The organism is uncultured Fibrella sp. (assembly GCF_964250085.1).
Taxonomy (GTDB): domain Bacteria; phylum Bacteroidota; class Bacteroidia; order Cytophagales; family Spirosomataceae; genus Fibrella.
This window is the reverse complement of record NZ_CAXUEC010000001.1, coordinates 236,594-262,927: the sequence shown is the minus strand read 5'-3', so window position 1 is coordinate 262,927 and position 26,334 is coordinate 236,594. Positions and strand designations below refer to the sequence as shown.

Annotated in this window: 24 protein-coding genes and 1 pseudogene; 13 read left to right on the top strand and 12 right to left on the bottom strand. The window is 50.3% G+C overall.

Annotation, left to right across the window (positions count from 1 at the left end):
* Nucleotides 1-2 precede the first annotated feature (2 nt).
* From ACFE8Q_RS01025 to ACFE8Q_RS01000, 6 genes are all read left to right on the top strand, one after another.
* The gene (locus tag ACFE8Q_RS01025; protein ID WP_375443489.1) at nucleotides 3-2,051 is read left to right on the top strand and encodes a hypothetical protein; all 2,049 of its coding nucleotides are present in this window, start codon (nucleotides 3-5) and stop codon (nucleotides 2,049-2,051) included.
* 71 nt (nucleotides 2,052-2,122) lie between these two features.
* Nucleotides 2,123-2,437, top strand: coding sequence for a hypothetical protein (locus ACFE8Q_RS01020; RefSeq protein WP_375443488.1), 315 nt, complete (start codon nucleotides 2,123-2,125; stop codon nucleotides 2,435-2,437).
* A gap of 208 nt (nucleotides 2,438-2,645) precedes the next feature.
* Nucleotides 2,646-3,008 carry a hypothetical protein gene (locus ACFE8Q_RS01015; RefSeq protein ID WP_375443487.1) on the top strand — a complete coding sequence of 121 codons (363 nt, stop codon included), beginning with the start codon at nucleotides 2,646-2,648 and terminating at the stop codon, nucleotides 3,006-3,008.
* A gap of 21 nt (nucleotides 3,009-3,029) precedes the next feature.
* Entirely contained in the window at nucleotides 3,030-3,413 is a 384-nt protein-coding gene (locus tag ACFE8Q_RS01010) for a hypothetical protein (RefSeq protein WP_375443486.1), read from the top strand.
* 251 nt (nucleotides 3,414-3,664) lie between these two features.
* Entirely contained in the window at nucleotides 3,665-4,003 is a 339-nt protein-coding gene (locus tag ACFE8Q_RS01005) for a PadR family transcriptional regulator (RefSeq protein ID WP_375443485.1), read from the top strand.
* The gene (locus ACFE8Q_RS01000) at nucleotides 4,000-6,699 is read left to right on the top strand and encodes an ABC transporter permease (RefSeq protein ID WP_375443484.1); all 2,700 of its coding nucleotides are present in this window, start codon (nucleotides 4,000-4,002) and stop codon (nucleotides 6,697-6,699) included. The genes ACFE8Q_RS01005 and ACFE8Q_RS01000 overlap by 4 nt, the downstream gene beginning before the upstream one ends.
* Nucleotides 6,700-7,520: 821 nt before the next feature.
* Here the strand turns inward: ACFE8Q_RS01000 and ACFE8Q_RS00995 are convergent.
* The 3 genes from ACFE8Q_RS00995 to ACFE8Q_RS00985 all read right to left on the bottom strand — a co-directional run bounded on the left by ACFE8Q_RS00995 (nucleotide 7,521) and on the right by ACFE8Q_RS00985 (nucleotide 9,990).
* Nucleotides 7,521-7,940, bottom strand: a complete 420-nt coding sequence (locus ACFE8Q_RS00995) for a DUF5681 domain-containing protein (protein WP_375443483.1) — start codon at nucleotides 7,938-7,940, stop codon at nucleotides 7,521-7,523.
* Between the two features lie 187 nt (nucleotides 7,941-8,127).
* Nucleotides 8,128-8,862: a LytR/AlgR family response regulator transcription factor gene (locus tag ACFE8Q_RS00990; protein ID WP_375443482.1), complete on the bottom strand. Its 735-nt coding sequence runs from the start codon at nucleotides 8,860-8,862 to the stop codon at nucleotides 8,128-8,130.
* A gap of 12 nt (nucleotides 8,863-8,874) precedes the next feature.
* Nucleotides 8,875-9,990 (bottom strand): sensor histidine kinase, encoded by a 1,116-nt coding sequence (locus ACFE8Q_RS00985; RefSeq protein WP_375443481.1) that lies wholly within the window; start codon nucleotides 9,988-9,990, stop codon nucleotides 8,875-8,877.
* Between the two features lie 173 nt (nucleotides 9,991-10,163).
* On the opposite strand from ACFE8Q_RS00985, the gene ACFE8Q_RS00980 reads away from it, so the two are divergent.
* Nucleotides 10,164-12,575, top strand: coding sequence for a TonB-dependent receptor domain-containing protein (locus tag ACFE8Q_RS00980; protein WP_375443480.1), 2,412 nt, complete (start codon nucleotides 10,164-10,166; stop codon nucleotides 12,573-12,575).
* 78 nt (nucleotides 12,576-12,653) lie between these two features.
* On the opposite strand, the gene ACFE8Q_RS00975 is transcribed toward ACFE8Q_RS00980, so the two are convergent.
* The 4 genes from ACFE8Q_RS00975 to ACFE8Q_RS00960 form a co-directional block, all read right to left on the bottom strand.
* The gene (locus ACFE8Q_RS00975; protein WP_375443479.1) at nucleotides 12,654-12,914 is read right to left on the bottom strand and encodes a hypothetical protein; all 261 of its coding nucleotides are present in this window, start codon (nucleotides 12,912-12,914) and stop codon (nucleotides 12,654-12,656) included.
* Between the two features lie 557 nt (nucleotides 12,915-13,471).
* Nucleotides 13,472-13,762, bottom strand: a complete 291-nt coding sequence (locus ACFE8Q_RS00970; protein ID WP_375443478.1) for a LytR/AlgR family response regulator transcription factor — start codon at nucleotides 13,760-13,762, stop codon at nucleotides 13,472-13,474.
* Nucleotides 13,650-14,219, bottom strand: a complete 570-nt coding sequence (locus tag ACFE8Q_RS00965; protein ID WP_375443477.1) for a serine hydrolase domain-containing protein — start codon at nucleotides 14,217-14,219, stop codon at nucleotides 13,650-13,652. The genes ACFE8Q_RS00970 and ACFE8Q_RS00965 overlap by 113 nt, the downstream gene beginning before the upstream one ends.
* Before the next feature lie 246 nt (nucleotides 14,220-14,465).
* Nucleotides 14,466-14,807, bottom strand: a complete 342-nt coding sequence (locus tag ACFE8Q_RS00960) for a hypothetical protein (protein ID WP_375443476.1) — start codon at nucleotides 14,805-14,807, stop codon at nucleotides 14,466-14,468.
* A gap of 85 nt (nucleotides 14,808-14,892) precedes the next feature.
* On the opposite strand from ACFE8Q_RS00960, the gene ACFE8Q_RS00955 reads away from it, so the two are divergent.
* Nucleotides 14,893-15,471: an RNA polymerase sigma factor gene (locus ACFE8Q_RS00955; protein ID WP_375443475.1), complete on the top strand. Its 579-nt coding sequence runs from the start codon at nucleotides 14,893-14,895 to the stop codon at nucleotides 15,469-15,471.
* Complete coding sequence (locus ACFE8Q_RS00950) at nucleotides 15,468-15,902, top strand: hypothetical protein (protein ID WP_375443474.1); 435 nt, start codon at nucleotides 15,468-15,470, stop codon at nucleotides 15,900-15,902. Before ACFE8Q_RS00955 ends, ACFE8Q_RS00950 begins: the two co-directional genes overlap by 4 nt.
* Nucleotides 15,903-15,948: 46 nt before the next feature.
* Here the strand turns inward: ACFE8Q_RS00950 and ACFE8Q_RS00945 are convergent, their stop codons facing one another.
* Entirely contained in the window at nucleotides 15,949-17,034 is a 1,086-nt protein-coding gene (locus tag ACFE8Q_RS00945) for a redoxin domain-containing protein (RefSeq protein ID WP_375443473.1), read from the bottom strand.
* A 182-nt stretch (nucleotides 17,035-17,216) separates the two neighbouring features.
* Between ACFE8Q_RS00945 and ACFE8Q_RS00940 the strand changes: the two genes are divergently transcribed.
* The 3 genes and pseudogenes from ACFE8Q_RS00940 to ACFE8Q_RS00930 all read left to right on the top strand — a co-directional run.
* Nucleotides 17,217-18,296: a sensor histidine kinase gene (locus ACFE8Q_RS00940; protein ID WP_375443472.1), complete on the top strand. Its 1,080-nt coding sequence runs from the start codon at nucleotides 17,217-17,219 to the stop codon at nucleotides 18,294-18,296.
* Nucleotides 18,293-18,967, top strand: coding sequence for a LytR/AlgR family response regulator transcription factor (locus ACFE8Q_RS00935; protein ID WP_375443471.1), 675 nt, complete (start codon nucleotides 18,293-18,295; stop codon nucleotides 18,965-18,967). Before ACFE8Q_RS00940 ends, ACFE8Q_RS00935 begins: the two co-directional genes overlap by 4 nt.
* Before the next feature lie 51 nt (nucleotides 18,968-19,018).
* A pseudogene (locus ACFE8Q_RS00930) lies at nucleotides 19,019-19,129 on the top strand (DUF4113 domain-containing protein); the annotation flags it as partial.
* 53 nt (nucleotides 19,130-19,182) lie between these two features.
* Here the strand turns inward: ACFE8Q_RS00930 and ACFE8Q_RS00925 are convergent.
* The 4 genes from ACFE8Q_RS00925 to ACFE8Q_RS00910 form a co-directional block, all read right to left on the bottom strand.
* Complete coding sequence (locus ACFE8Q_RS00925; protein WP_375443470.1) at nucleotides 19,183-20,151, bottom strand: GTP pyrophosphokinase family protein; 969 nt, start codon at nucleotides 20,149-20,151, stop codon at nucleotides 19,183-19,185.
* Nucleotide 20,152: 1 nt separating this feature from the next.
* Nucleotides 20,153-21,253 carry a nucleoid-associated protein gene (locus ACFE8Q_RS00920; RefSeq protein ID WP_375443469.1) on the bottom strand — a complete coding sequence of 367 codons (1,101 nt, stop codon included), beginning with the start codon at nucleotides 21,251-21,253 and terminating at the stop codon, nucleotides 20,153-20,155.
* Between the two features lie 170 nt (nucleotides 21,254-21,423).
* Nucleotides 21,424-22,194: a YpsA SLOG family protein gene (locus tag ACFE8Q_RS00915; RefSeq protein ID WP_375443468.1), complete on the bottom strand. Its 771-nt coding sequence runs from the start codon at nucleotides 22,192-22,194 to the stop codon at nucleotides 21,424-21,426.
* Between the two features lie 395 nt (nucleotides 22,195-22,589).
* A complete protein-coding gene (locus ACFE8Q_RS00910) occupies nucleotides 22,590-24,344 on the bottom strand; it encodes an ATP-binding protein (protein ID WP_375443467.1) in 1,755 nt (584 codons plus the stop codon).
* 445 nt (nucleotides 24,345-24,789) lie between these two features.
* Between ACFE8Q_RS00910 and ACFE8Q_RS00905 the strand changes: the two genes are divergently transcribed.
* On the top strand, nucleotides 24,790-26,310 hold the full coding sequence (locus ACFE8Q_RS00905; protein ID WP_375443466.1) for a GH3 auxin-responsive promoter family protein: 1,521 nt from the start codon (nucleotides 24,790-24,792) through the stop codon (nucleotides 26,308-26,310).
* Nucleotides 26,311-26,334: the final 24 nt, after the last annotated feature.

Below are 26,334 nucleotides of genomic sequence, written 5' to 3'. Positions count from 1 at the left end.
TTATGTCAGACGGACTCTCTCTCAATAACGTGTGGTTATCGCCTGGCGAGGAATTGCGCCTGACGTTTCAGGCCAACGACCTGCGCGAGCCTGCTACGCTCCAGACCTCGTACAGCTCGGCGTATACCCTGCCTGACTCGTTGACCGTTCGCCGGATTACCGAAGGAGCCGAGGCGACGAATTCAGCCTCACGGGTGCCTTTCTCGTTGATTCCCGCCTACCTCGTGCAGAATGGAATCAATGTATTCGATGGCTTTGCCCGCTTCATGGAGTTCAACTCACAAACCGGCTGGCTGATCAACCTGGTCGATAAGAACAAGGCCCTGTACGTGCGACTGGATCGTAAGTTGAGCACGATCAATCTGGATCGGTGGGCTTTCAAGTGGAACACCGACGCCGTGATCGCGGCGGCCGCCAACACCGAAGGCTACTGCTTCCCCCTGATCGACTACGGCGCCATCGAGAACGGGGGTCAGGCCGCCGATCTACTGCTGCCTGCCGTGTTCGTGAAGACGCTGTTGCAAACGATGCTCCGTGAAGAAGGCTACGAACTGGACTGGCCGAGCGTTTCCCCTTACAACGAGTTCCTGAATGCGCTGGTGCTACCCATGACCTCATCGCGACCCAAACGAGCTGTCGAGGAAGGCTTCGTCGCCGATCGGCAGGCCCGCGCCGGGATGGACCTGACGATCCGTGGTGCCTTTCCGGTTGGTTTTGGCGATGACTTCAGCGTTGTCGTCCCCTTCAACCTCGTCGATCGGCCAAGTCAGGGCTTCAGTCAGGGACGCCTCGGCAACTACCGGGCGAATCTGTCCGGTTACGTGGCCGATACGACCATGCGCCTGGCCTTTGATCTCAACCTCTCCTACCTGTTCAAGGTGACGACGGGTGGCGTGCGCCTGACGCTCCAGCTTCTCAAGAACGGGCAGGTCATCAAAGAGGATAGTTATGAGCAGGGGGGGCCGCACAACATCTTTCTGATGAATAAGCAGTCATTCCGCTGGAAAGAGAGCGTCGACGTGGTGGCCGGTGACCGGCTGACACTGCAACTCAGTGGTCGCCAACTGACCTACTTTGGTGGTTGGGGTTTTCTGCTGGACGACGAGAGCAGTAGCTGGACGCTGGCTCCGGACACGACCGTTACCTACGGTGATACCTACCCACTGGCGGCCAACCTGCCTGGCCTGACCTGCCTGGAGCTGCTCAAGTCGGTGGCGCTGGCCTGCTGCGGAACTTACCTGATCGACGAACTCACACAGTCTTTACGCTTCGTACCACTAACGCCACTGGTGGCCGATCGGGCGAATGCGGTAGACTGGTCTGATCGCATCGACGAGGGGGGCGACTGCCGGTACGTGCCCAGCATCGACCCCTACGGCCAGCAGAATACACTGGCCTACAAACAGGCGGACGAGAAAGCCACGCAGGGTAACGGAATGATCGCCATATCAGCCTCGGCGCTCAACGAAAAGCAGACATTGTTCACCTTGCCCTTTGGCCCTGTACCGGTCTCGAAGCTGGCAATCGGCCAAATCAATGCGATACCACGAATCGAAATGCGAACCGTCGACCGTAGCTTCGACGGGACCGTGACGGTTAACGACAAAGATGCCGAAAACGGGCCGCATTGGTTGCTGGTCCACTCGTCATTGACTCAGGCTATGAAGACACTGGAGACGATAAACGGAATGAACCGGACGATCGACGTGCCGCTGCGCGTAGCCTGGTTCGATACCCGCCCGGACATGGTGAAACAGGGAGGTGGGTTGCCGATCTGCCTGTCGTTCGACGATCCGGCCAAAGGGGAGCAGGGCCTGATCAGTGCATTCTTCAGCGGATTGAAGCAGGTACTAGAACGGCCGAGGACACTGGAGCTGATGCGGCTATTGACACCGACCGAGATTTCGGTGCTGCGGCTCGACCGGCTGGTGTACATTCATAGTCAGGCCATCGGTGGGTTGTCGCTGCCGCCGACCTACTACTACATCAGCCAGGTATCCGACTACGTACCTGACGTACCTAGTAAAATAACCCTCATCGCCGCATCCTGATCAATCAACTTAGAGTCGATTAGAGTACTGGCAATAAATCAAGTTCTACCTACTATCTCTTTTATCAACCAATGACAGTTATTAGACGAATTCTCGTTTCGTGGTTTACCAGTCGTCAGGCCCTGCTTGAACGTGCTGAACGTGCTGAAGAGGAACGTGATGTCGAACTTGCCTGCTCAAAAAAGCTGCGCGATCGAATGCTAAACGCTTTAAATACCGTAGCCTGCCTTGAGCACGAAAAAGCCCATCTCGTTCAACTCTTACATGAACAGAATCAATTGTATGATTCGTTGTTCTTGTTGACTAAAGAAGCTTTCAGTGTGCCCACTGCCAGGCAAGACATCGTCGAACGATATCATGAGTTGACCCAACCCAGGCAACACTAGAACGAAACCTCAATGGGTAGGCCAGGGTAAATTAGCTACCCTGGCCTACTGGTCAACATGAGCCATGTCCAATGTACCCGCTGCCAATGACGGACGAACTAACCCATGATAAACAGTATCCAATCTCTTTCTATTTACTTTTAAAGGCTGGCAGTCGATGAAACTTTCGTCGACGATCGGCAAGCCAAAGAATGCGTTGACTTGACCCATGTTTGACCTATCACTATCCCAAACGCTGCTCTTCTGCCTGCTGAACATTGTCTGGTGGCTGATCTATCACCGCTCCCGCCGATCGCTCAAGAAGCGGCTGAAACAGGCCGAAGCCGAACGAGATATCGAACGTACCTACACGGCGTCAGTTAGACCCAAGGTTCAGGAACTCATTGTCAGCAGCGAAGCACTAATGGCGACCAATGAACGCCTGACTGCGTCGGCCGAGAAGAAAGACGAATTGTTACATAAGTTGCAATCCCTCATAGATCAGGCCCTTGATCGACTGGCCGATCACGAGATCATTGTCGATCGATACAACGAACTGGTTCAACTTCGTCAGCGGCTTCACGAGAACTAAGTCGAGGTGGTAACTTGTGACATGAAGACTACCGCCCAGGACCCTGCGTTGCTCCCTGATGGGGCCGATCCTCGTCTCCTGGCCATGCACACAGCCGTCGCCGGTGGCCTGACGGTACGCACGGCCATCACCCGATACTTTGGCTCCAAGGCGGAATACTACGCCAAGGTGAGCATGGCCGACAAGCTGCTGATTAGGCGCCTGGCACAACAGTATATCGCTGACCGTCGCGGGAGGCAGGAGGCTAACGGCCTGGTCAAATTAAGCGTCATGCTGGAGACCGACCGGCATCATGCGCTAGTGAGCCGGACCGAGCAGCTGAGCATTCAGAAGGGGCGGCTCATTACGACCAACGAGTATGTCAACGCGCTGATCGCGGCCGACCTGCGTGTCCTTTCTGATTGATGCCAGTAACCCACTGGAAACGCGGTTTTCCCAATCATGGGGTCGATTGGCAGACAATAAGCTCTGGCTAGAGCGTTGTCCCAACTCGTACAAATTTTGTCCATTACCGGACAGTCGAGAAGCCGTCCATCGGCATAAAGGACTCATTACGCCTTCCAAATGGCTTTAGCTGAGTTTGGCTACCTATTTGCTATGCAAATGAAAAGCATATGCATACAGGGGTCTGAGCGCCCCACTGACCAACTTAGTGTATGAAAGGAACGCAGCTAGGCGAATTCGAAGAGGTAGTACTATTGACCATCGCTTTGCTTTTCGATGAGGCTTACAGCGTGGCTGTCGTCGAGGAGCTAAGCAGGCGGTTGGAGCGCCCGATTAGTTTAGGCAACGTTCACCGCACGATGCAGCGACTGGAAGAGAAAGGCTTGGTGCAGTCGCGATTCGGAGAGGCCACCGCCGAACGGGGCGGACGGCGAAAGCGCTTGTTCGTCCTGTCTACGGCCGGCGTGCAGGCTCTACACCAGGCACGCCAACTGCGGAACGAGTTCTGGGCCCATATTCCCCCCGCCGCCCTTAGCCCCCATCTCTCATGAACCAACTACCTCAGCCACCCCGATGGGCTCAGCGCCTGATGATGCGCATTACAGCTTCGCACCTGCAGGAGATTATAATGGGCGATTTAGAGGAGCTGTTCAGACAGCGAGCGCAGCGTTACGGGGCTACCCGAGCCAGGTACGCTTACCTGTTTGACTGTCTGCTACTACTACATCCCCGGCTTTGGCGATCGGCACCGATCAACCCCGCCTTCGCCTATACAACGGACTACCCTCAACCTTTTTTTCTACAACCAGCCATGTTTCAAAACTATCTCAAAATTGCCTGGCGGAATTTATTGACCAGTAAATCCTTTAGTGCCATTAATATTCTGGGCCTGGCCTTCGGTATGGTCTGCTGTCTGTTCATTGCTCTTTGGGTGCACGATGAAAAGAGCGTAGATAATTTCCATGCGAATGGTGAGACCCTGTACACCGCTTACCAGACCGTTTCAACCAATGGAAAAGTGGATGGCAACTATACTACCCCCATACGGGTGATCGACAGCGCCTTTTCTATCCTACTAGAGGACGTCGGGGAGGCGGTCCCCGAAGTGCAATATGCTTCCTTCTATGCAACGGGATACGAATTACCCTGGGGACATCCTGAAACGTTTCAAAGAGGCGAGAAAAAATTTAAGCTGGAGGGCTCTCGGGCGAGCAGCAACTTTTTTACCATGCTCAGCTATCCGCTTATCGCAGGGAGTGCAGAAACGGCCCTCAAGGATATACACAGCATTGCGATCTCCCGAAAAATGGCCGAGCTGTTTTTCAAACAACCGCGCTACGCCATAGGCAAGACACTCCGCTACGAAAACAGGTTGGATTTTATGGTCACCGCCGTTTTTGAAAACCTGCCCGTACAGAGTTCACTCACGTTTGATTTCCTGCTGAATTGGGAAGTGCAGAAAAAAGGGAAAGTGGAATGGTCCTCCAATGGCTTCCGAACCTTTGTTCAATTGTCAGCCAATGCGGATAAGAACCTTGTAGAGACGAAGATAAACCGGTTTCTGCAACCCCGGTTACTGAAAGAAAAAGGGGTCGAAACGCGCGTGGGTCTTCAACCTTTTGGGGATCAATACCTGCATGGTACGTTTGTAAACGGCAAACCAGAAGGAGGACGGATTGAGTATGTTCATGTCTTCACTGGCGTTGCCATCTTTATCCTCCTCATCGCCTGTATCAATTTCATGAACCTGGCTACGGCTCGCTCGGTGAAGCGGGCCAAAGAAGTAGGGGTGCGAAAGGTGTTAGGCTCAACCCGTGCTCACCTGGCCGGGCAGTTTTTTGGCGAAGCGTTCCTTCTGGCCTTGCTGGCAATGGTGGCGACGCTGCTGGTAGTTGTGCTACTGTTGCCTGCTTTCAATGCGTTTACGGGAAAACAAATAAGCTCACCGCTGACCAAGGGCGCTTTCTGGGCCTCCTTGCTGGGCGTGTTATTCTTCGCAGGGCTACTTGCCGGAAGTTATCCCGCCCTGTTCCTCTCCTCACTTCAACCCGTCCGGGTCTTGAAGGGGGTGTTACGCTTCACGCGGCAAGCGATCTGGTTCCGGCAGGGACTAACCGTATTTCAGTTCGTTTTGGCTATTCTACTGGTTATCGTTGCCCTTGTCGTCTCGAAACAAACCAACTACGTGCAACACACCCACCTGGGTTACGACCGGGAGAATCTAGTCTACGTTCGCATCGAAGGGGAGTTAGCATCGCCACGTAACTACGCGCGCTTCAAAGAGCAGGTTTCCCAATTGCCCGGCATCGCGATGGTTGACCGTAGCAGCGAAGCACCTCATGCGATGGGCTTCGTGGTCGATGACAATGGAACGACGACCCAGCCGCCAGCCATTAACTGGGAAGGAAAGGAAAAAAATGCCTCAGTCGGCTTTAAGCCTACCTCGGTGGGCTTTGACTTTGTCAAACTGATGAAGTTGAGCATTACCGAAGGCCGTGACTTTTCCCGAGCTATCGCTACTGATTCGGCCGATGCATTCCTGGTCAACCAGGAAGCCGTCAAGCAGATGGGTCTGAAAAATCCCATTGGGAAGTGGGTGTCGGCCTGGCAAAAGAAGGGGCATATCATTGGTATTTTAAAAGACTATCACACGCACTCACTGCGCGAACCCATCAAACCGTTGATAGTCGATGTGAAAGAATACGAATATTTCGGCGTCATACTGGTTCGAACCCAGCCAGGCAAGACGAAGGAGGCACTGGCTGGACTGGAGAAGGTGTACCGGACAAATAACCCCAACTATCCATTCAATTATCAATTTCTTGATCAGGAGTATCAGAAGCTTTATCAGAGTGAGCAAGTGATCACTAAGCTCTCGGATGTATTTGCCGGGCTGGCGATCATCATATCATGCCTTGGCCTGCTGGGCTTGGTTATATTTTCTGCCGAACAACGCCATAAAGAGATTGCCATCCGAAAAGTACTGGGGGCAAATGTTGCCAGTGTTGTCGCCTTACTGTCTCAAAACTTCCTGAAGTTAGTCCTCATTGCTATCCTACTGGCCTCACCCCTGGCGTGGTATGTCGTTAACAGCTGGCTACAAACGTTTGCCTACCGCACCGATATCTCGTGGTGGATTTTTGCTATTGCAGGCCTAGGGGCTCTGGTGGTCACGTTGGCCACGGTGAGTTTCCAGAGTGTAAAGGCCGCGTTGGTCAATCCAGTCAAGAGTTTGCGTAGCGAATAGACAGAAAGCCGCGGCTCTCTGCGCACGCGCAGTAACATATGACTAATACCGCTACCCCTCCAGCACTACTGGAGGGGTTTTTTGTTGCCCGACAGACTCAGTTCTGACCTGTTTCTGGCCTGAGCCGAGGCTAACCTTTGTCGTCGACTGATTCAGTTGTGACCTGGTATCTGGAGCGGCGTTACTGGAAATTTGTTTCGTAGGCCGCCTGCGTCCCACCTCCGCTCAACTGCCCAAAGGTTTTTTGTACGCGGGCGGGGGGTTGTCCCACCTCCACCCTAGTCAGCTCTCAACCTTTGCAATTCACCTACCTTAACTATGAATAAAAATGAAAAAGATTAAAGCGTCAACTCAGAAGCGGCACGGCGCCCGCAACGCTCAGCCGGTCTCAGAATTGACCAATTGGCAAAAGGCCAAAACTCTCGTCGATGGGCTCAAATTCATTTCCTGGCTTACTGAGTTCGAGTGGATACGAGAGCTAGTTCATTTACTCCAGTAGCTTGATAGCTTCCTCCGACAGCTTGATAGATTCGTATAGTAGCTTGATAGGCCCGTAGCGGGTGTCTGATCTATGAAGTACCTCATCGGTCAGCTCTTGTCTTATCCCACCAAAGTACAACCCAGACTGCCGAGCCAGGAGCGGCGTAAAAACGGGGTTATTCCGTTAGATTCCCTGCAGATTTGATTTTTGACCCATCTGATATAGGCCGACGGCATCCCGTTAAAGTACAAACCGGATGGGTGAGGGGAAGCGGGGGGAAAAGTGGGGGTTTATTGCTGTAAATTCCCTGTAGATCGGTCATGAAGATGCGCCGGGTGAACTAGCTTCCCTGCTGCTTTTGTCCTACTGGCAGCCCTTTGACTTCGTACGTTTTGGACTCAAGCCAAATGATTTGGAAAGCGTCCTCGCTGTCGATGGTTTGCTTTGGGGAGCCATAGGCCGAGTACATAAGGGCTTTGTAGGCATTGATGTTCCCCTTGATTGCTCGCACTGCTAGCGCCAGCGTCATGGCCAGTTCCACATCGATGTCGGCCGTCAGTCCGGGAAGCATCTGCTGGAGCCGCGCCAGTTTATGGGGCGGCAGGTTGACGGCCAGATCCAGTACCTGCCGGGCCACCGTCGAGCGATTCTTCGAGCCGGGCTTACGGCCAGTAGGATTACCGGACTGACCGGGCTGGAACTGGGTCGTGCGGGGAGGTCTGCCGTAGCCGATAGAGTCATCCATAGTCTGAGTAGTCATCAAGCTTAAAGTTAAGACTGGTTGGCTTTCGCGCTTCGGGCCTGTCTGGTTTGTCTACCAGAAGTGGGGGCGCTGGGCTGGAATTCGGTACCCGCTTGGATTGGTCGAGAAAGCCAAAAGGAGCAGATTGATCACTATTTGAGCTGAGGTAGGTACCTCTTAGTTCGCCTCTGTATGGAGCAGGATGCTAAAACGTCAACTGCCGAATCTTATCCATGTAAGACCGACTGACCCTTACCACATCGCCATTGGTCATAATGATGTCATAACTCGAAGGGTATTTTTGAATTTCGCGGATGTAATGCAGGTTGACCATATCCGAGCGGTGAACCCGGATAAATTGCTGAGGGTTGAGTCGAGTTTCTAGTGCACCAATGCCATAGTTGCTTAGGTGCCTTCCCGTTCCCGTGACAAGCGTTGCATAATCTCCTTCAGCTTCAATACGTAGAATGTCGGATACGGCAACCGTAATGAGCCGGTTGCCGGTCTGGACCAGTATCTTTTCGGGATAGGCCGCGGCCGTGGTCAATAAGCTCTCAGCGAAGGGCTGAAGTTTTTGTAGATTCCCCGTTCGCGAGTCGATCACCCGCTGAATGGCCTGCGCAAAGCGGCCCCGGGTATAGGGTTTAAGTAGGTAGTCCACCGCATGCACCTCGAAAGCCTGTAGGGCATATTCATCGTAGGCGGTCGAAAAAATAATCTGGGGAATCTCCTGCAAATGGGTCAACACATCAAAGCCTGAGAGGCCCGGCATCTGCACATCCAAAAAAATCAGGTCGGGTTTGAATTCATTGATGAGCCGAACGGCATCGACACCATTGTTGGCTTCGCCCACCACAATCAAGGTTGGATAGGCCTCCAGGTATTGTCGGATCAACGTGCGTCCGGCGGCCTCATCATCGATAATAATTAGTTTCTGCATGGTGCTCGAGGGCTAAACCGCTACGGAAAGGACTTCAGACTGAGCCCTGGACGGTGTTTTCTGAAGCAGTGGAATGGCAAACCGGATGCAAACGCCCCGAGGCTTATTCGGCTCGACGTGTAGCACACTGCCATAGGTTTTGGCCAGGCGTAGCCGGGTATTAAGCAAACCCACGCCTGACCCATCCTTGACCGACTCCATCAGACCAACTCCCGTATCGGCAACTTCGACGCTTAATTGATGGTCCTGGCGTTGGATTCGAATCCGAATTTCGCCTCCTTCGATCAGAGTGGCAATACCGTGGCGGACTGAATTTTCGACCAGCGGTTGCAACAGCATCGGGGGCATAAGACAGTCGAGGACCTCTTCAGTTACCTCGATATGAACCTGAAGCCGGTCACCAAACCGGGCCTTCTCCAAATCCAGGTATTTGCCCACAAAAGCCAGCTCGTCGCGAACCGGGACTACTTCAGCTTTGGAAGCCTGTAACTGGTAACGAAATAAATCGGCTAGTTCGGCCAGCAGCTCGCGGGTGCGCTCCTGAGCGGGGGGCACTGATGCGCTGATGGTATTGAATACGTTGTAGAGGAAATGCGGATTGAGTTGGGCTTTCAGGGCTGAGAGTTCACTTTGCAGGGCCAACTGGCGAAGATCCGCCTCCAGGGCGCGTTGTTGCTGCAGGTCATGATGGTAGGTATAAGCGTGAAAAATGCCGAACTGGACCAGATAAAATAAGGCGCTGATATAGGTATCCCAGACCTGGCCGTCGCCCTGCAAGCGCCAGATATGTAGTCCGTCCGACAAGGCGTAGTATAAGCCCTGCCAGCTGATCAGAAACAGGGGTAATAGCAGCAGGTGAAGCCCAGCCCGCCGTAATAAAGGCAACTGGCGTAATTGTCTAAATAGCAGATACCAGATCGGAATGGTAACCAGCAATTTGAGGCTATAGTCCAGAACGATCCGGGGCGTTTCAAGAATAAAATTAGCCAATATGCCTCTTTTCAACCAATGGAGTTGACTAATCGTTAACGTCCCGGCGTAGAAGAGCGCGGATAAGCCGTATAGGCCCAGCACTACTGCTAGTTGCCGGTACGATATTCCCCAGAAAGCGGTGCGGTTCCCATGCATATAAACAAACGTAGTCGAATAGCGGACGTTTTCCCGGTATTTTCCGCCCAGCGGCTAAATACGTCGCCCAATGCACAGCTCCTGCGTCTGGCGACGCTTTCGGCCCTTCGCCGGTTGGGGGTAGTGAGCCCTTGGGCGGCGCAATAGTTTTGATTCATCCATTAATCAAGGCGATGAAAAAGCTATTCGTTTGTTATCTGCTGATTTACTCGGTGTCTTCCATGGCCCAGAGGGCATCTATCCGGGGTACCGCCAGCAATGCCGCCGGGCAGGGCATTCCCTTTTTGACGGTCACCCTCCGGCTGGCCACTGATTCCTCCCTGGTCAAAGCCGCCGTTGCCGACGCCCAGGGCGACTTTTCGTTCACGGGCCTTCGGGCAGCGGCTTACCGCCTCAACCTGTCGGGGATTGGGTATGTGCCCTGGACCTCAGACGTCCTGGCCCTGCGGGACGACCAGGCCCTGACGCTACCGGGGCCGGTGTTAAGCCAGGCCATCCAAGCCTTGAATGAAGTACGCGTAAAAGCCACCCGGCCGCTGGTGGAGGTACAGCCCGACAAGATTGTACTCAATGTGGAGAGCAGTATCACGGCGGCGGGCAATTCGGCCCTGGAGCTGCTTCAGAAAGCACCCGGGGTGCAAATCGATCCGTCGGATAACATCGTCCTGCAAGGGAAAAACGGCGTCCGCGTCTTCATCGATGGGAAGCCCTCCCCCCTGGGGCCAGCGGACCTGGCCGCCTACCTGCGTACGCTGCAGGCAACGGACATTGAGGCCATCGAGATCATTACCCAGCCCTCCGCCCGCTTCGACGCTCAAGGCAATGCCGGTATCCTGAACATCCGGCTCAAAAAGAACCGGAGTTTCGGGACTAACGGCAGCACCACGCTGGGGTATTCCCAGGGCGCTTATTACCCCAAATACAACGGCTCCCTGTCGCTCAACAACCGGACGGCCAAGACTAATGTCTTTGCTTCCTACAGTCAGCGACAGGCCCGTGACTGGTCGAGCGTTAATTTATACCGGGAGCAGCAGGGGCAGTATTTCGATCAGCGAAGCGAAACCCGGGCGCGCTCGGTGGGCCAGAATGCCCGTTTGGGTGCTGACTGGTTTATCCATCCACGGAGTACGCTTGGTTTCCTGCTGGATGGCAGTCTTAACGACGGTACCTATGCGACCCTGGGCCGTACACCGATCGGTACCCTGAGCAAAGCACCCACTAGCCTTTTGGTGGCCGATAACCACAGTGGCAGTAACCGGGCCAATGGCAACGCAAACCTGAACTACCGGTTTGCCGATACCTCGGGGCACGAACTGACTATCGACGCCGACCTGGGCCGGTTTCACTCGGCGGGCGATAACCAGCAGCCCAACCAATACCTCGACCCGGTTACCAGCCAGGTCCTGTCTGAGCGAAACTATCGCATGGAAACGCTGACGGACATCTACTTGCAAACACTGAAGGCAGACTACAACCAACGGGTTTGGGGCGGCAAGTTGAGTGCCGGGTTTAAGCTCTCCAGGGTACAAACAGCCAACCGCTTCCAGTTTTTTGATGTGCTTACCGGGCAAAACGTACTAAACAGTGACCGGACGAATCAATTTACGTACACTGAACACATCCGGGCGGCTTACGCCGGGTTTGAACAAGTCCGGGGTAGATGGCAGGGGCAACTCGGCCTGCGTGTCGAGCAGACCCAGTCTGATGGGCAGCTCACCAGTGCGCTCCAGCAAACTGACGCGCGGGTGTCGCGGCAGTATGTGAACGCCTTTCCCAGCGCGGGGCTTACGTACCAATATACCCAGAAACATCGCTTTTCGCTGACCTACAGTCGCCGGATCGACCGGCCCACGTACCAGAGCCTGAATCCTTTTGAGGCAAAACTCGACGAGCTAACTTACCAGAAAGGGAACGCCTTCCTGCGGCCCCAGTATACCAATACCCTTCAGTTGTCTCACACATTTAATTATAAACTGACGACGTCGGTCAGCTACAGCGACACCCAGGATTTTTTTACCCAGATCACGGACACCACCCAGGGCAACCGGAACTACATCACCACGCGCAACCTGGCTAGCCAGCGGGTCCTGTCCCTCAATGTCAGCTACCCCTTCTCCGTCGCTAAATGGTGGACCGGCTTTGCCAACGCGAGCGCCTACCGCTCGGCGAATCAGGCTAATTTTGGCGAGGGGAAAGCCATTGGTCTGACGGCCAATGTGGTGAGTCTCTACATGCAGCACACCATTAGCTTGCCCCGCTCGTGGCGCGTAGAGCTGTCTGCCTTTTATACCTCGCCTTCACTCTGGGGGGGCACCTTCCTCAACCGACGATACTGGGGCAGCAGCATCGGCCTGCAACGGAAAATGCTGGCTGACCGGGGAAGTCTTATTCTGACGTTGTCAGATCCCTTCAACAGCCAACGGTGGCAAGGAATCAGTCAGTTTGGCGGTTTGTACATGAATGCCAGTGGGAGCTACGAAAGTCGGCAGGTCCGTGTAAACCTCACTTATGCATTTGGTCGTAAGCAGATTAAAGCGGCTCGTCAGCGAAAAACGGGTTTGGACGAAGAAAGTAAGCGGCTATAAGCTCGTCTTTAATACGCCGTAAAACGACCTATCCCTTTGACAACAGATTATGCCTTGTGATAGCATTCTATGAGAACGTCATTCGTGCTTCAGTCGGAGTACGTCGGTAAGATTCAGTACTGCCGCTTCGTGCGTCTCCCGTTTGTGGGGAGCTGGTAGCTTCCAGTCTGTTCTCCAGTCGAACACATCGTAAATAGCGACAGGGATAGCTCCCTGCTGGGCTGCGTCCTTAAGGTTTTCAGTCGCTTCGATGTAACTTCTGGCTTGTTGCGTTCGGTAAGCATCATCTACTTGGTAGATCATGTAATAGTGGGGAAGGCTCGCTTTTTTAGTGGCCATGGTCTGCTCGTTTTAATTTTCCAATTTTGGAAGAGAAGCTTTTGAAGGCTCACGCCCTTGGTCTGATCAGGATTAAAGCAGCTGCTAAAGCTGGGTAAAGTGCAAATACAGCACCGATTACCAAGGCGGATTTACTTCCCTTTCGATGTGGGTGCAAACTACATTATAAATGTGCGATAAGGTAGGGGAAAAATGCAGACACTTACCGAGGTGGTGTAGGCAACCCGATGTCATGATTTACCACAAAAAGCCCCGACTTAGGAAATCGGGGCTTTGTTAACTAAACTAATCAATTTTCTAAATCCTTTAGAGGACGGGTAATGAGGAGCTACACCAGGCGAGCGTTGCTTGAGTGATCATCTTTTGTTACTTAAGTTGGGCATCGTCTTAACCTCCAGCGGGTAGCCATCAGGTAGTCGGACTGGTTTTGACACACCGCCAATAGAACCCAATTGAATGGGTACACTACCCGTAGCGTCTTTACCGAATTCAGCAAGGTTGCCGTGCAGTAACGCTTTGGTAGGCGAGGGTAGCCAAGGCCATGAATACAGCACCGGTTACTTTGCCGATCGATGAATCAGTTGATAGAATCGGGCTCGATAGGTCGTGGAGAGGGGGATGAGCGTCTGCTGGATTTTTAAGCGATCCCTCTCGATCGACTCGACTTTAGCCACGGCGACTAGGTACGACTTATGAACCCGGCAGAATTGTTGGGCAGGCAATTGCTGCTCCAGTTCACCGAACGTTTCCAGGGTCATGATCTTTTCGGTCGCCAGATGAATCCGCCGGTAATCTCGCATGCCTTCGATGTAGAGAATCTGATCCAGGGCTACAGGCAATCGGATCACTGTCTCGATAATGACGAATGCCGGCCGTGTGGGTTGCTAGCTGCCGGGGGGTAACGGGATGCTTTTTTAGCGGGAAGGTGGGAACGTAGCGCTGGATGGGCTGGTCCAGGTCAAGCTGCTGCTGCTCTACTAATCGCCCAATAGCTAGAGAGGTAACTGATTTGGATACCGAGCCGAGTCGGAATTTAGTGTCGATGGTGACCGGCAATTGGGCTTCCAGGTCGGCGTAGCCAAACCCCTGCGCCCATAGGACTTTGTTTGGAGTCCCTACGCAAACTGACAGGCCCGGAATAGCTTGGCGCGTACGTAGTGAATCGACGTACGCTTCCGCTTGTCGAATGGCCTTGATAAAGGCTTTGTCCTTGATGGACTTAGCGGTAGGGGTTTGAGCTGGCTGAGCGGAGGCCGAAACTAAGCTTAGCTGAAGCAAGCCTAGAAGTACAATGAGGTTTCTCATAAGACAACGATCGAAGGTGATTATTGGCTCAAAGGTGACGCGAGTGGGTAGCCATCAGAAACATAATCTGTCAACGCCACTGATTTGTCTGCCAAGTAGTCCTTTCGATCGCTAGCAGATGGCGACAGTTATATGCTGTCTTTCTAATGGGTCTGAGGTCCACAGTGAAACAGCGAAGAGTCCTTACAGGCTGACTAGTTGGGCTGCAAGGACTCTTCGCTGAAGATCGTATGAATCCCCCAAATTCTACGACAACTTACGCATCCATAGGTAGTACGCCAGGAAACCCGTCGACAGGCATACGGCTTCAATACCGTAAGGCAGAGTCGAGTTGTCGGGCTGATAAGGTACAAATTCCAGGATGATTAGTCCTATACCCCCAAAAAACAAGATCGATCCCCACTTAAGCGACTCAGAACTCGCGCCAAGAGGGGTGGTCCCGTTTGGCGTCAACAATACCTGAAGTGCCTCCTTATCGATCCGTCCGGAGTCAATAATACGTTTCTTGAGCAAATAGGTAAACAGAGCATTGATGATGAAAGCGATAACTAAAAATAGCGCGACGGCAACGATGTGCGGACCTCCCATGGTTGGTATGATTTAACGTGTGTTTGGCCCAGTAGACGGATGATCGGTTCCAAAGGTTGCAATTGGAACCAACTTTCTGCAACCTTTGGAACCGATCATCCGTCTACTGGGCATGTTCAATGAGAGGCTGGTCCTGCAACAAATAAAAGGGGGAGATCGGAAAGCGTTTTCAGTATTGGTAAAGCAATACCAGAAGCTGGTCTTTCACGTTGTTCAGCGAATCGTGACGCGGCCTGAAGACGTCGAAGATATTAGCCAAGAGGTGTTCATCAAGGTCTACAGGCAACTGGATACCTTTGCCTTCGAGTCCAAACTAGCCACCTGGATTGCCCGTATCGCTTATTTGACGGCTATCGATTATCTGAGAAAATATCCTTCCAACCCAACTGACTCCACCCAGCCCGTCGATCAGCTCTATTTGACGCATGATACCCCCGAGCAGGTATTGATTCAATCCGACGTTTCGTCGTATATCCAGAAATTAATCGAGACGTTGCCCGAATCGTATCGAGTGGTGTTGACGTTGTATCACCTGGAAGAATTTTCGCACAGCGAGATTGAGCAGATTACGGGTATGCCTGTTGGCACCATTAAAAGCCATTTGTTCCGCGCCCGTAAGTTGTTAAAAGATCGATTAGCCATTAGCCTTAACCAAGAATTATGAAACGTCACTTCACTGACCAGCAGATTCAGCAGATGCTGGACGATGGCTTACCCTTTGTCGATGCAAGCTCAGTGGCTAATACCAGCGAGGTTCAGTTGTACCAGCAGGTGTTCGATGAACTCAAACAGACTCTTCCCATTCAGGCGGCCCCCAACTTTTCGGATCAAGTTATCAGCCAGCTTGAGGTTCAGCGATCGACTGCCACCGATACCGTCGTGTATGGCTGGTTAGCACTGGGGCTAATGGTATGCCTCCTGGTCGGCGCGTTTGCATTAACCCCCTTCGACGGAGAAGCCACCGATCTGTTGAAAGGGCTAGTTTCGGTTAAGCCATTTAAGGGTATACTACTTTTTAGTATAGGCAGTCTGTTGGTTTACCATTTTCTTGATTGGAAACTAGTCCAGGAGCCTTCTTTATCGACAGTAATGTAGCTGGCCGCTCGCGACCAATAAGGTACCACCAGTGATCTCGTTAGGGTTAAGGCATCAGCTGCCTGAGCTTATCGTCCAGCGCTTTACCGCGTAACCCTCGGGCAATAATGATCCCCTTTTCGTCAAGCAGAAAGTTATCCGGAATCCCACTGATACCGTACATCAGGGCTACCACATTCTTGTCACCCCGCAGATCGCTCACATTCTCCCAGGGTATTTTGCCCGCTTCAATCGCCTTGAGCCACGCTGCTTTATTGTTGTCCAAAGATACCGCTACCACCGTGAAACCCCGGTCTTTGTAACGGCCATAAATTTCCTTGAGGACAGGGTTCTCCTCCAAACAGGGTCCACACCAACTGGCCCAAAAATCAAGCAGGGTGTATTTGCCTTTCGCTTCAGAGAGTTTTACCAAGCGTCCTGCCGGATTCGGCTGCTCAAAATCCAGGAACTGGTCGCCGATGTTACCTCCCCTGTAGAGTACCAAGTACTGCTTCACTTCCTGGCCAGACTGGGTGGCCTTCATCGCTGCACTCAGGTGATCGTATAACGGCTGAACCATGGCTTTTCCCCAGGTAGTTGCGTAGATGTTCAGCAATTCCGTAGCAAACAAGGAGCCGTGGTGAGCTTTGATCCAGTCGGTATCGATTTGCGTATTCTTTTGCGCTAGCTGATGGCGTTGATGTAACAACTCTTTTCGGAGGACAGGATCCTTGGTAGTTTGTCGGTACCGGTCGAGGCTATCGATGAGATGATCGACTGGCTCGTGCAAGGCGGCTAATCGCTTAGACTCATCCTGCGTAGCCGAACCACTAATGCGTCCTTGCTTGAAGCCACCAGCTTTCAGGCTCAGGCTGAGGTGGGTATTCTCCAGCCAGAAACTAACATAGTTGGTAAAGCCACGGGTGTGCAACAGAACCCGTTTCGCTGACTCGGCTAGCCGACCGCTCATGCTAAATTGCCCGTTCAGGACCTGACAAGAGTCGAATGGTTCACTCGTGCGAAGGTAGAGCCAGGTACTGTCAGGCAGCCCCGCCACGGTACCCTTAATCGTATACCCTTGCTGGGCTTGGGTAAGGCTACAGGTTGTGAACAGCAGCAAGGCGGTGGCAAGTAAGCCAATGGAAGAGGTCATAAACGGGCGTTGTTTTGGGCAAATGTAGAGGCCTCTATCTCGTTGGTGCCGACGTATTCGACCAGCGCTCCGGTAATTTCGACCAGGAGCGACGGGACGGGCTTAGTCTAAAAAAAAGGGAGGTTGGTCGAAACGCGGGAAGGCTAAGTGGGTAGCCTAATCGGAAATGCCTACTTTTCGGCATGGATACTGGCCACCGTATACTAAGCCGCCCTTACCTCAGATTAGAATGTCTCTTCCTGCTTTTTCTCTGCTATGGCCTGTCGCTCATCAGTGATCTAGAGTACAGCACCTATGAGGAACATGATGTCAGGAAGTTTACCGAAAGTTTGGGCTACCGGGTAGTAACCGACTTTTTAAAACTCCTTCCCTATGGGCTATACTACTGGGGGTTTTTAAAGCGCTACGTCTTCCAGCGTAATCTGGTGGGCATCCTACTCGCCACGCTCGGGTTCGTGGTGGTCTATCATATCTTTAATCAATACGTCATCAACTGGGCCGTCTCCGAGGCCGATTTTGTCGCCGACGACCTGCGGCGGCGGGCACTGCGTAGTTTGAAGCGGCCTATAATCGGCTTCCCCATCAATTACTTGTTGATCGCAGCGATCATTCCGCTGCTGGGCCTGGCTTTTCTGGTCCGGTCCTTGACGCAGGCGACTCAACTCAAGGCCTTAACCGAACAGCAACTGGTAGCTGAACTCGGCTACCTGAAAGCCCAGCTCCAGCCTCATTTTTTCTTTAACACACTCAATAACATTTACGCCCTGGCCCTGAAGCAATCCGCCGAAACAGCACCCATGATAGCCAGATTGGGAGAAATGATGCGGTATGTGCTCTACCAAGCCGCGCAGCAAACCGTTCCTCTCCAGGGAGAGGTTAACTTTTTGGGCGGTTTTATCGAACTGGCCCGGATTCGGTATCCACCCACTAGTCAGATTCACTTTGAGGTGCAGGGCATTTGCCCCACTTACCAAATTGAGCCCCTACTGCTGTTACCCTTTGTGGAGAACGCCTTTAAGCATGGTCTGGAAGAGGAAACGGACAAGGGTTTTGTCCACGTTATCCTCTGTCAAACCGAAGACGAGTTAGTGCTGGCCGTCGAGAATAGTAAACCTGATACCCGACGAGCAGGGAGCGATAGAGGGGTAGGACTAGCCAATGTTTATAAACGCCTTGACTTATTGTATCCTGGCCACTACCAGATCGACACCCAGGACACTCCGACGACCTATCAGGTAACCTTGACCCTACGCATCGCATGATTCGCTGTCTTATTGTGGACGATGAGCCCTTAGCGCGGGAGGTGCTGGAAAACTTCATTGACCGTACGCCTGCCCTACAACTGATTCAGTCCTGTAGCAGCGCCCTGCAAGCTTTCGAGGTGTTGCATCATCAGCCGGTAGACCTGTTGTTTCTGGATATCAAAATGCCCGGCATCAACGGCCTGGACTTTATTAAATCCTTAAGGGCAGCGCCAGCCGTCATTTTTACGACCGCCTTTGCGGAGTATGCGATGGCCGGTTTTGAACTTGACGCCATTGATTACTTACTGAAGCCAATTTCCTATGAGCGCTTTTGCCGAGGCATAACCAAATTATTAAAACTCCATCCTCCTCAGCTAGCGGTACCCAAAGCGTACACCTACTTCAAAATAGACGGCCAGCTAGTGAAAATAGCGCACACTGACTTGTTGTACGCGAAATCAGTCAAGGATTATGTCCTACTGCGCACTCTCAACGGTAAGTATTTAACGCATATGACCATGAAGTACTTGACCCAGCTATTACCCTCTCCCCCTTTTTTTCGGGTGCATCGATCCTATTTAGTCAACAAGTCCTTCGTTCATCTGGCCGATAAGAGTAGCATTACGATTGGTGACACAATCATACCCGTGGGGGAAAGCTATAAGCATAGCCTCGGCCAGATTGATTAAGTTACCCGCTCTAACAGTGGTAGTCCACTTGATAGGGGACACTATAGTCGGTATAAGATCAGACTCGCCGCAGCGGGCTACGATCTGACCTGGCATCACAAACAGCAGTGGATGTCAAGGCGATATACGACCAGGTGGAAGGATATATTGACGGTTAAATAAAGCAAGCAGTTGGTGCTAGTCAAACTCTTCAACTCCAACTACTTGCTTTATATTTAATTATAACCATATCCAAAACCACGTTTAACACTTTGTAAAGCATTGCGATTCAAAGGCCAATTTTCCTCCATAAATCGCTGGTTATAGAGAAGGTAATATGCAACGAGCAATATAATAGGCTGATTAAATAGTAAAGAGTCGTTTTTCCTTATGTAAGGCACAACTTCTTCACCTCGCTCATCAAGGAACTTGTCTATATCGGCAGGCGATACCTGTTTAGAAGAAAGTAAGCCAAAAATTAAGTCCGTAATCGTCGTATCTATCGGCGCAGGCTCAGCTTGCGGTTTGAGCCTGCGAAATCGTTTCGTCAACTCCCCCAAAAAGAGTTGGTCTGGTCGCTGCTCATTTGTCATTAGCTTAAAAATATCGCAAAAGTAGTCGTCTGTTGACTCCATCAGGGCCATCGATTTGGCTAACTTTCGCTGAATTCCTTTGTCGTTTTTATATGGGCCTTTGTATACGTTATCGTGGCTAACCTCAGCATACGCATGCTGAAGAAGAGTACGAATCTGTATTTCGCAGGTCAATAAATTTACGACATTTTCAGGGAATTCGGAAGTGTTTTCTTTGGGCCAAACAGTAAGATGAATCGACTGATAATCAAATAGGTTAGGCAGGTGGCTGATCTCGTTTCTATGATCTTTTCCTACCTTACAAGACCACCCCTGGTATTGCATTAGTAGATCAGCGGCTGCACTTACATCCTCAGACATCAACATAACCACACGAGTACCAATCTTGTCTTCTATGTTGAGCAAGTAGTCCGAATAATCTTTGTTACGGTACAGGGCTTTTGCAATAAATGAATCTTCATCTTTTATTCGAAATTGCGGTCCGATTTGCACTCGATGGATGCTAGCCAAAGGATCCAAAACATCCTTTATTATCTGATCGACCCGCTTACCCCAACTTTCCAAGTTGAGCTTAATACCACGAAAAGCATTTCGTAACTGCTGCTCGTCCATATCAGCGACGCTTGCGTGGATAAGGACGGCCTGCTATACGGATATACGTGTAAGTTACTTCCTCACCCTCCTCCTCGAATAGTGGATCGAGAGACTCACCGGGAGGGATGATTTTCACTTTATCGTCAAAGTCATCCGAAGGTCCACTTACTATTATCTTGTCTGGGAAATCTACTTTGCGCTGGTTAAGACGACGGCTTATCAGCGACGTATCTTTTGGGATTGCCTGTGGGAGTTGACTAACCACTTGAGCAAGGAACTGATCCTCTAAGTCTCTATCATGCAAATGACGATGCCCAAAACTCATGGGATCAATCAAACTATCTTGGCTCCGAAGTTCGACGCGAAGCGCATCGACCCAATCTTGCAAACGTCGGTCATCAGAAATATGATCACGACCGAAAGATTCAACGAGACGCTCGAACCGCTGCGTTTGTATCTTACCATTTCTATCAATTGAGTACCCCAAGAAGTTACTGTAAAAATACTCGGCTGGCTTTTTGTCATCATTGAATTGATCATCAAACAAGATACATTCATAACGATCATTGGGAAGCGGCCCCTGAGCTTGTGGACGCTCAAATAGCATACCGATTTTATACAGCTTCTTAGCGCTACCGAAAAATACCTTCTTCAACAACTCAAGTCTTGTTACATTATTCTCACGAGTAACGTGTATAACCTCGTCTAGCTCAGCTTTTATAACAATGTATTGACCTAATTGAGTTGAAGGGTCTGAGCAATCAAGCATTACGAAATACCCACTAGGTATCCGATTATGTGTCTGAGCGGCTGCTAGCTTTTCGGCAAGCTGGCTAGAAGTGCGTAAAAACTCTTGATCGGTTTGTGTCTTAATCGGTTCGCAAAGGTCAAAGAATGAGCCTTGTTGAGAATGCGCAATCTCAAGCGAAAATGATTTTGTTTGTCGCCCAGCAGCCTCAACAACCCTACCCAGTAGCATTGTTATGATCTCATCGGATGCGCTCAATAGTTCCTGATCATGTTCAACAGTGGCGCATGTATCATTATTTCCTTTTTCAATTATGGTGTGAAGCGCGACCCGTCGGACGGTTAAGAGAGGTAAACGCTGAATGATTGTCATAGAGATTAAGTCAAGTTTCGAAAGTGATTGAAGGACAAATCTATCAATTGTATTTAGGTACCCGTCGCTTAGCTTAAAATAAGCCTCTGCTAACACTTGGCTCCAAAGTCGCTACACAGGAGTCAAACAGACATAAAGCTTCTCGGCTTATGTATTGCAAAAACGCTGATTCAGTTTCTTGGCAGTAGCTTTGTTATTAATCGTTCTTGCAACATGGGAATTACGGTTTCCAGCCAGAAATCAGCGTTCAATATGCCGCTACTCATGCCACCGAAGCTGTATCGGGCTACAGGAATATATTTGCCAGGTATCAAGTCTTCGCCGACTAAGTTGCCAATTAGCAACAGAAGTAGCCGATTCAACTCCTGCGTTGTCTTGGGTAGCACCAGCGTCCTGCTTACCTGCTCGAGTTCATCCCACAGAAAGGGATCTCCCCGCAGACCCCACTGCGCGGGGCGTTCCTGAAACAGTACGGCTAACCGCTGGTTGGTCATCAGTACCTCGTACAACAGTCTCCGATAGTGCGTTAGCTGCTCGGCCGACAAGGCACTTGCCCGATTACCGGCTACGTTGAGAATCTTGATCCGATGCTCATTCAGCCAGGCCCGTACCTCATCCGCAATTGGGTTCACCAGGTAGGGTTTACTCGCCTTCAGGCAGGCGTCTACCGTCAGCTTCGTCCCGCCAGTCAACTGGCCCAGCACCAGCGTACCGTCTGCCTGCTGCACGTTACTACGGGTGCGGGGTGGGTAGTTCGCTGACTCGTGTTCGGTGAGCCCGTACCATTCGCGTAACGAGCTGTTTGGACCAGCCTCGGTCAGGTAGCCTTTAGGCGCTACCCCACCGGTGGGAATGCCCAGCGAGCGGGCGACTTCGAGGCCGAGCTGATCGATACCCGTCTGGCCACCGGAGATAATACGCTCGAGTTGCAAAGGAACCATCGATAACAAATCTCACAATGGACATACCCAATACTTTGAGCCTATGATATCGGTATGAATTTAAAGATATACTGTTGCTCTGAAATACAATGATATACGAAGATCATTACACTTCAACTTAGAATCAAAGTAACTGATATCAGGCTTATCCATCTAAGATACATTGTTAAAAACATAAACATGTTCACTCTACTCTATGACAATCACCTGTATTTCAGATAGTTGTGTCTGATCTGATAAATCTATGTGTATTTTATGTGTAACTTCCTTCTTTCTGTGTGAGTTAAAGTGTTGCATCTCTATAGCAATTCATGTGCATTTTATGTTCAACATAAACACCTGAAAATCAATCAATTGCACAGATTGCTGTGTATTTTGCACAAGTTCTTGTGTAACTACCCTATTTCCCCTCTCTTGCGCATTTCCTCAAGTCCAATATCTATTGCCCTATTAATAACTTTCCTACCAGCTATCGCCCTTTCACTAATAATGTATTTTGTACCTCTCTGAGCTTTAAGTTGCTCTAACTGACCCTGTTTGACTAAGGTATATACTAACCTCTTTATTTGCTCCCTTGACATAAATCTGCCCAAAAAGCTAACAAAATCGCCCATTGAGGCTTGATTAAAAGACTCAAAGTGCTTCATTATCAACATTGTTGCATGAGTCTCATCTACAGTTGCAGCATTAGTATACTCTCCTTCTTTATTAATAAAAACGTAATAAGCTTTAGGTAAACGATAGAATTGTCTACTTGTATTACCAATTTTTTCTATTAATCCGTCATTAAGTAGCTTGTTAGCTATATGTCTCGAGATCAAGTCTTTATGAACTCCTTTTCTCACTTGATTAAGAACGATTATCTCTTGAACAGATAATCGTTCTCTATCTCCATCGTTTCTATCTTCTTGAATATGGTTGATAAATAACGCAAAGGCCTTATCTTCTACGACAGCAGATAGTTTAAGTTCAACTTGAAAATCATCAGATTGTGTGTAATCTGGAACAGATTTTGCCTCAGATAAACACTGATAAAAAATTTTGTCAACTCCTTGTCCAGACCTTTCTACTATTCCAGTCCTCGCCATAACATCTGTTAAGCGCCTATTTCTAGGAGTGCTGGCTACTGTGATTATATTTTCCAAGTTTACACCCGGGGGGAATCCTCCAGGGTTAGTTATAATTAATTGATAAGGATACTGCTTTATAACAACTTCACTGTTTTTACGGTAATCCCGATGAGCAATAGCGTTATTAACTGCTTCACGAATAACCTCTTTATTGAAAAATGGAATATCGAATTTAATAAAAGGCCCCTGTTGAACAGGCACCTTACCATTTCTTGCATTGATTCGATCCCATATATCATCAATAATCAGGAAGTATGGTCCCTGAAAAAAATCCCGATTATCAAAAGTTATCTGACCAACAACGTTTCGATACTCTAAAAATATACCAGACTGGGGTAAGTGCTTTTGTATAGACTCCTTCTTTCCAACCAAGATTAAAGCAGCGTTTGTAATTTCTCCAGACTCAGTTATCAACTTTAAGTCTCTAAGTGCTTGACTATCTGGCAATGTTAGAAAAAGCTGGTTATTATTTTTTTCAGAATAGTAATCCTTCATAGCTCTTATCGCTAAGACATCAAGATCACTAATACTCAAGTCTTGATTAATTTTTTGAGAAAAATCAGGTTCCTGCTCTTGAATAATTTTCAAGTATTGCTCATCAGACATTGGAAGAAGTTCATCACCAACTCTCATTAAGGGCACATCTTCAAACTTATAAATTTTAGCTGTAGGACGAGACGGTATTTCTATAACTAGTACGCGCTTTTCGTTCTCATACAGCTCAAAAACATCAACTCTAATCCGTAAGTCATTATAAATATCTTGCTCTAGTTTACCACATCCGTCAAGGCATTGACTTGTACCGACCACTAGATGAGGGTATTTATCAGCCATTCCTAAGACTAAACGCCCACCACCCTCATTAGCTAGTGCAACCACGTAGCCTAGTATACAGTGCCTCCTATCTCTAGGCGTCAACTTGCTTCCTCCGTTGTATGAATAGCTTCCTCCTTTAGCCTCCTTAAATTCAACGTGATCCTCTGATTCACGGGCATGTTTGAGATAATCAATAGTAACCATCAATTGCGAAAGGGTATGGTATCAAATCAGTACACTAATTTATGCCAAAAACTTAAGCTTGTCTCATATAGATAGTCTCTTTCCCCCATTCGGTAGGCCAATTTTGAAATGATGTATTTCACTCCTGTATTACGCCCACCGAGAGTAAGGTATAGTTGGGAACATTGATGTTTTGGCAATTTTGCTCCTTATTTGTACCTCACAGCTATTATAATATATAAATATCTGATTATCAGTCATTAATAAGTAATCTTCAATTTCTTAAAGAGAAGTTGCGGGCCGACGTAGCGCATTGAGCCAGCGGAAATCACTTACCGGAATTGTCAAATGAGCCCGTTGAGGGCTTTTTTGTTGGTTATACCAGCCGGTGCCTTATACGAACAATAACCAACAATGCTCAGCCTGACGGGTTAGCCAATGGAACCACTATTCGATTCAGGTACGTATGGCAGTTATTGGTGAGCTCCTCAAACGAGCAATTGATGTTTATGGATTCGTCACGTCAGAGCCAGATCCGGTAACAGCGCAACGTGAGGAGTTGCGCAAGCTTGTCACCAAAGCCCGGCTCACTGCCTTTGGTAAAAAGCACAATTTCAGCGAATTACTGGCTAGCGATGACATCGTGTCGACTTTTCAACAGGCCGTTCCCGTCCATGATTACGATAAAATGTATGCCGACTGGTGGCATTATCTGCTCGAAGGGCATCAGAACGTGACCTGGCCCGGCGGGCAATCGTATTTTGCCCTAAGCAGCGGAACCACCAGCACCAGCAAATCAATTCCGGTGACCGACGATATGCTCGACTCGATTCGGAAAGCGGGCATACAGCAGGTTATGAGCCTGAAGAACTTCGACCTGCCCGCCGATTTTTTCGAGAAGCAGATCATGATGCTCGGTAGCAGCGTAAGCCTTATTGAGAAAGACGATCATCAGGAGGGAGAGATCAGTGGCATCAGCGCGGCTAACATCCCGGCCTGGTTCAGAGGCTATTATAAACCGGGCGTCGAGATTGCGTCGATCACCGACTGGGACGAACGGGTGCAGCGAATTGCAGCGGAAGCACCGACCTGGGATATTGGTAGTCTGAGCGGTATTCCGTCCTGGATCGAGATGATGCTCAAAGAAGTAATCGCCCACAACCGGCTAAAGACCATCCATGACATCTGGCCCAACCTACAGGTCTACACATCGGGCGGTGTGGCGCTCGACCCGTACCGAAAAAGCCTGGAAACGTTACTGGCGAAGCCGTTGATCTACATCGACACGTACCTGACGTCGGAAGGATACCTGGCCACGCAGAAACGGCCCGACACCTCGTCGATGGCACTGATCGTCGACAATGGCATCTTCTTCGAGTTTGTCCCTTTCCTGGACGAGAATATGGATGAAGAAGGGCGGGTGAAGCAGGATGCAACCATTCTATCGCTGGAACAAGCCGAGGAAAATGTTGACTATGTACTCCTGATCTCCACGGTTTCAGGTACGTGGCGGTACATGATCGGCGATACGGTCATGATCACCGACAAGCAGCGGGCCGAGATAAAAATTACCGGTCGAACCAAGCATTTCCTGAACGTGGTGGGCGAGCAATTATCTGTTCATCAGATGAATAAGGCCATGCAAGCCATGCAGCAACAGTTTGACGTTGAAATCAAAGAATTTGTGGTGTCGGCCATTCGGAAAGAGGGCGAGTACATCAACAAATGGGTGATTGGCTCAAATAAGGTGGTGGATGGGCAGACGTTTGCCGCCTCGCTGGATGCGGCCTTATGCGAGTTGAACAAGAACTACAAAGTGGCCCGCAGCAAATCGCTGAAAGGTGTAGAGGCCGATGTTATTCCGGTCGAACATGTCTACCGATGGAGCGAAGACGTCAAAAAACTAGGCGGGCAAACAAAGATTCCCAGAGTAATGAAGGAGGCCGACTTTCTGGAGTTCGACCAGTATGTCAGTAGCCTTTCATAGTTCTGCCCCAGTTACGTTATATCT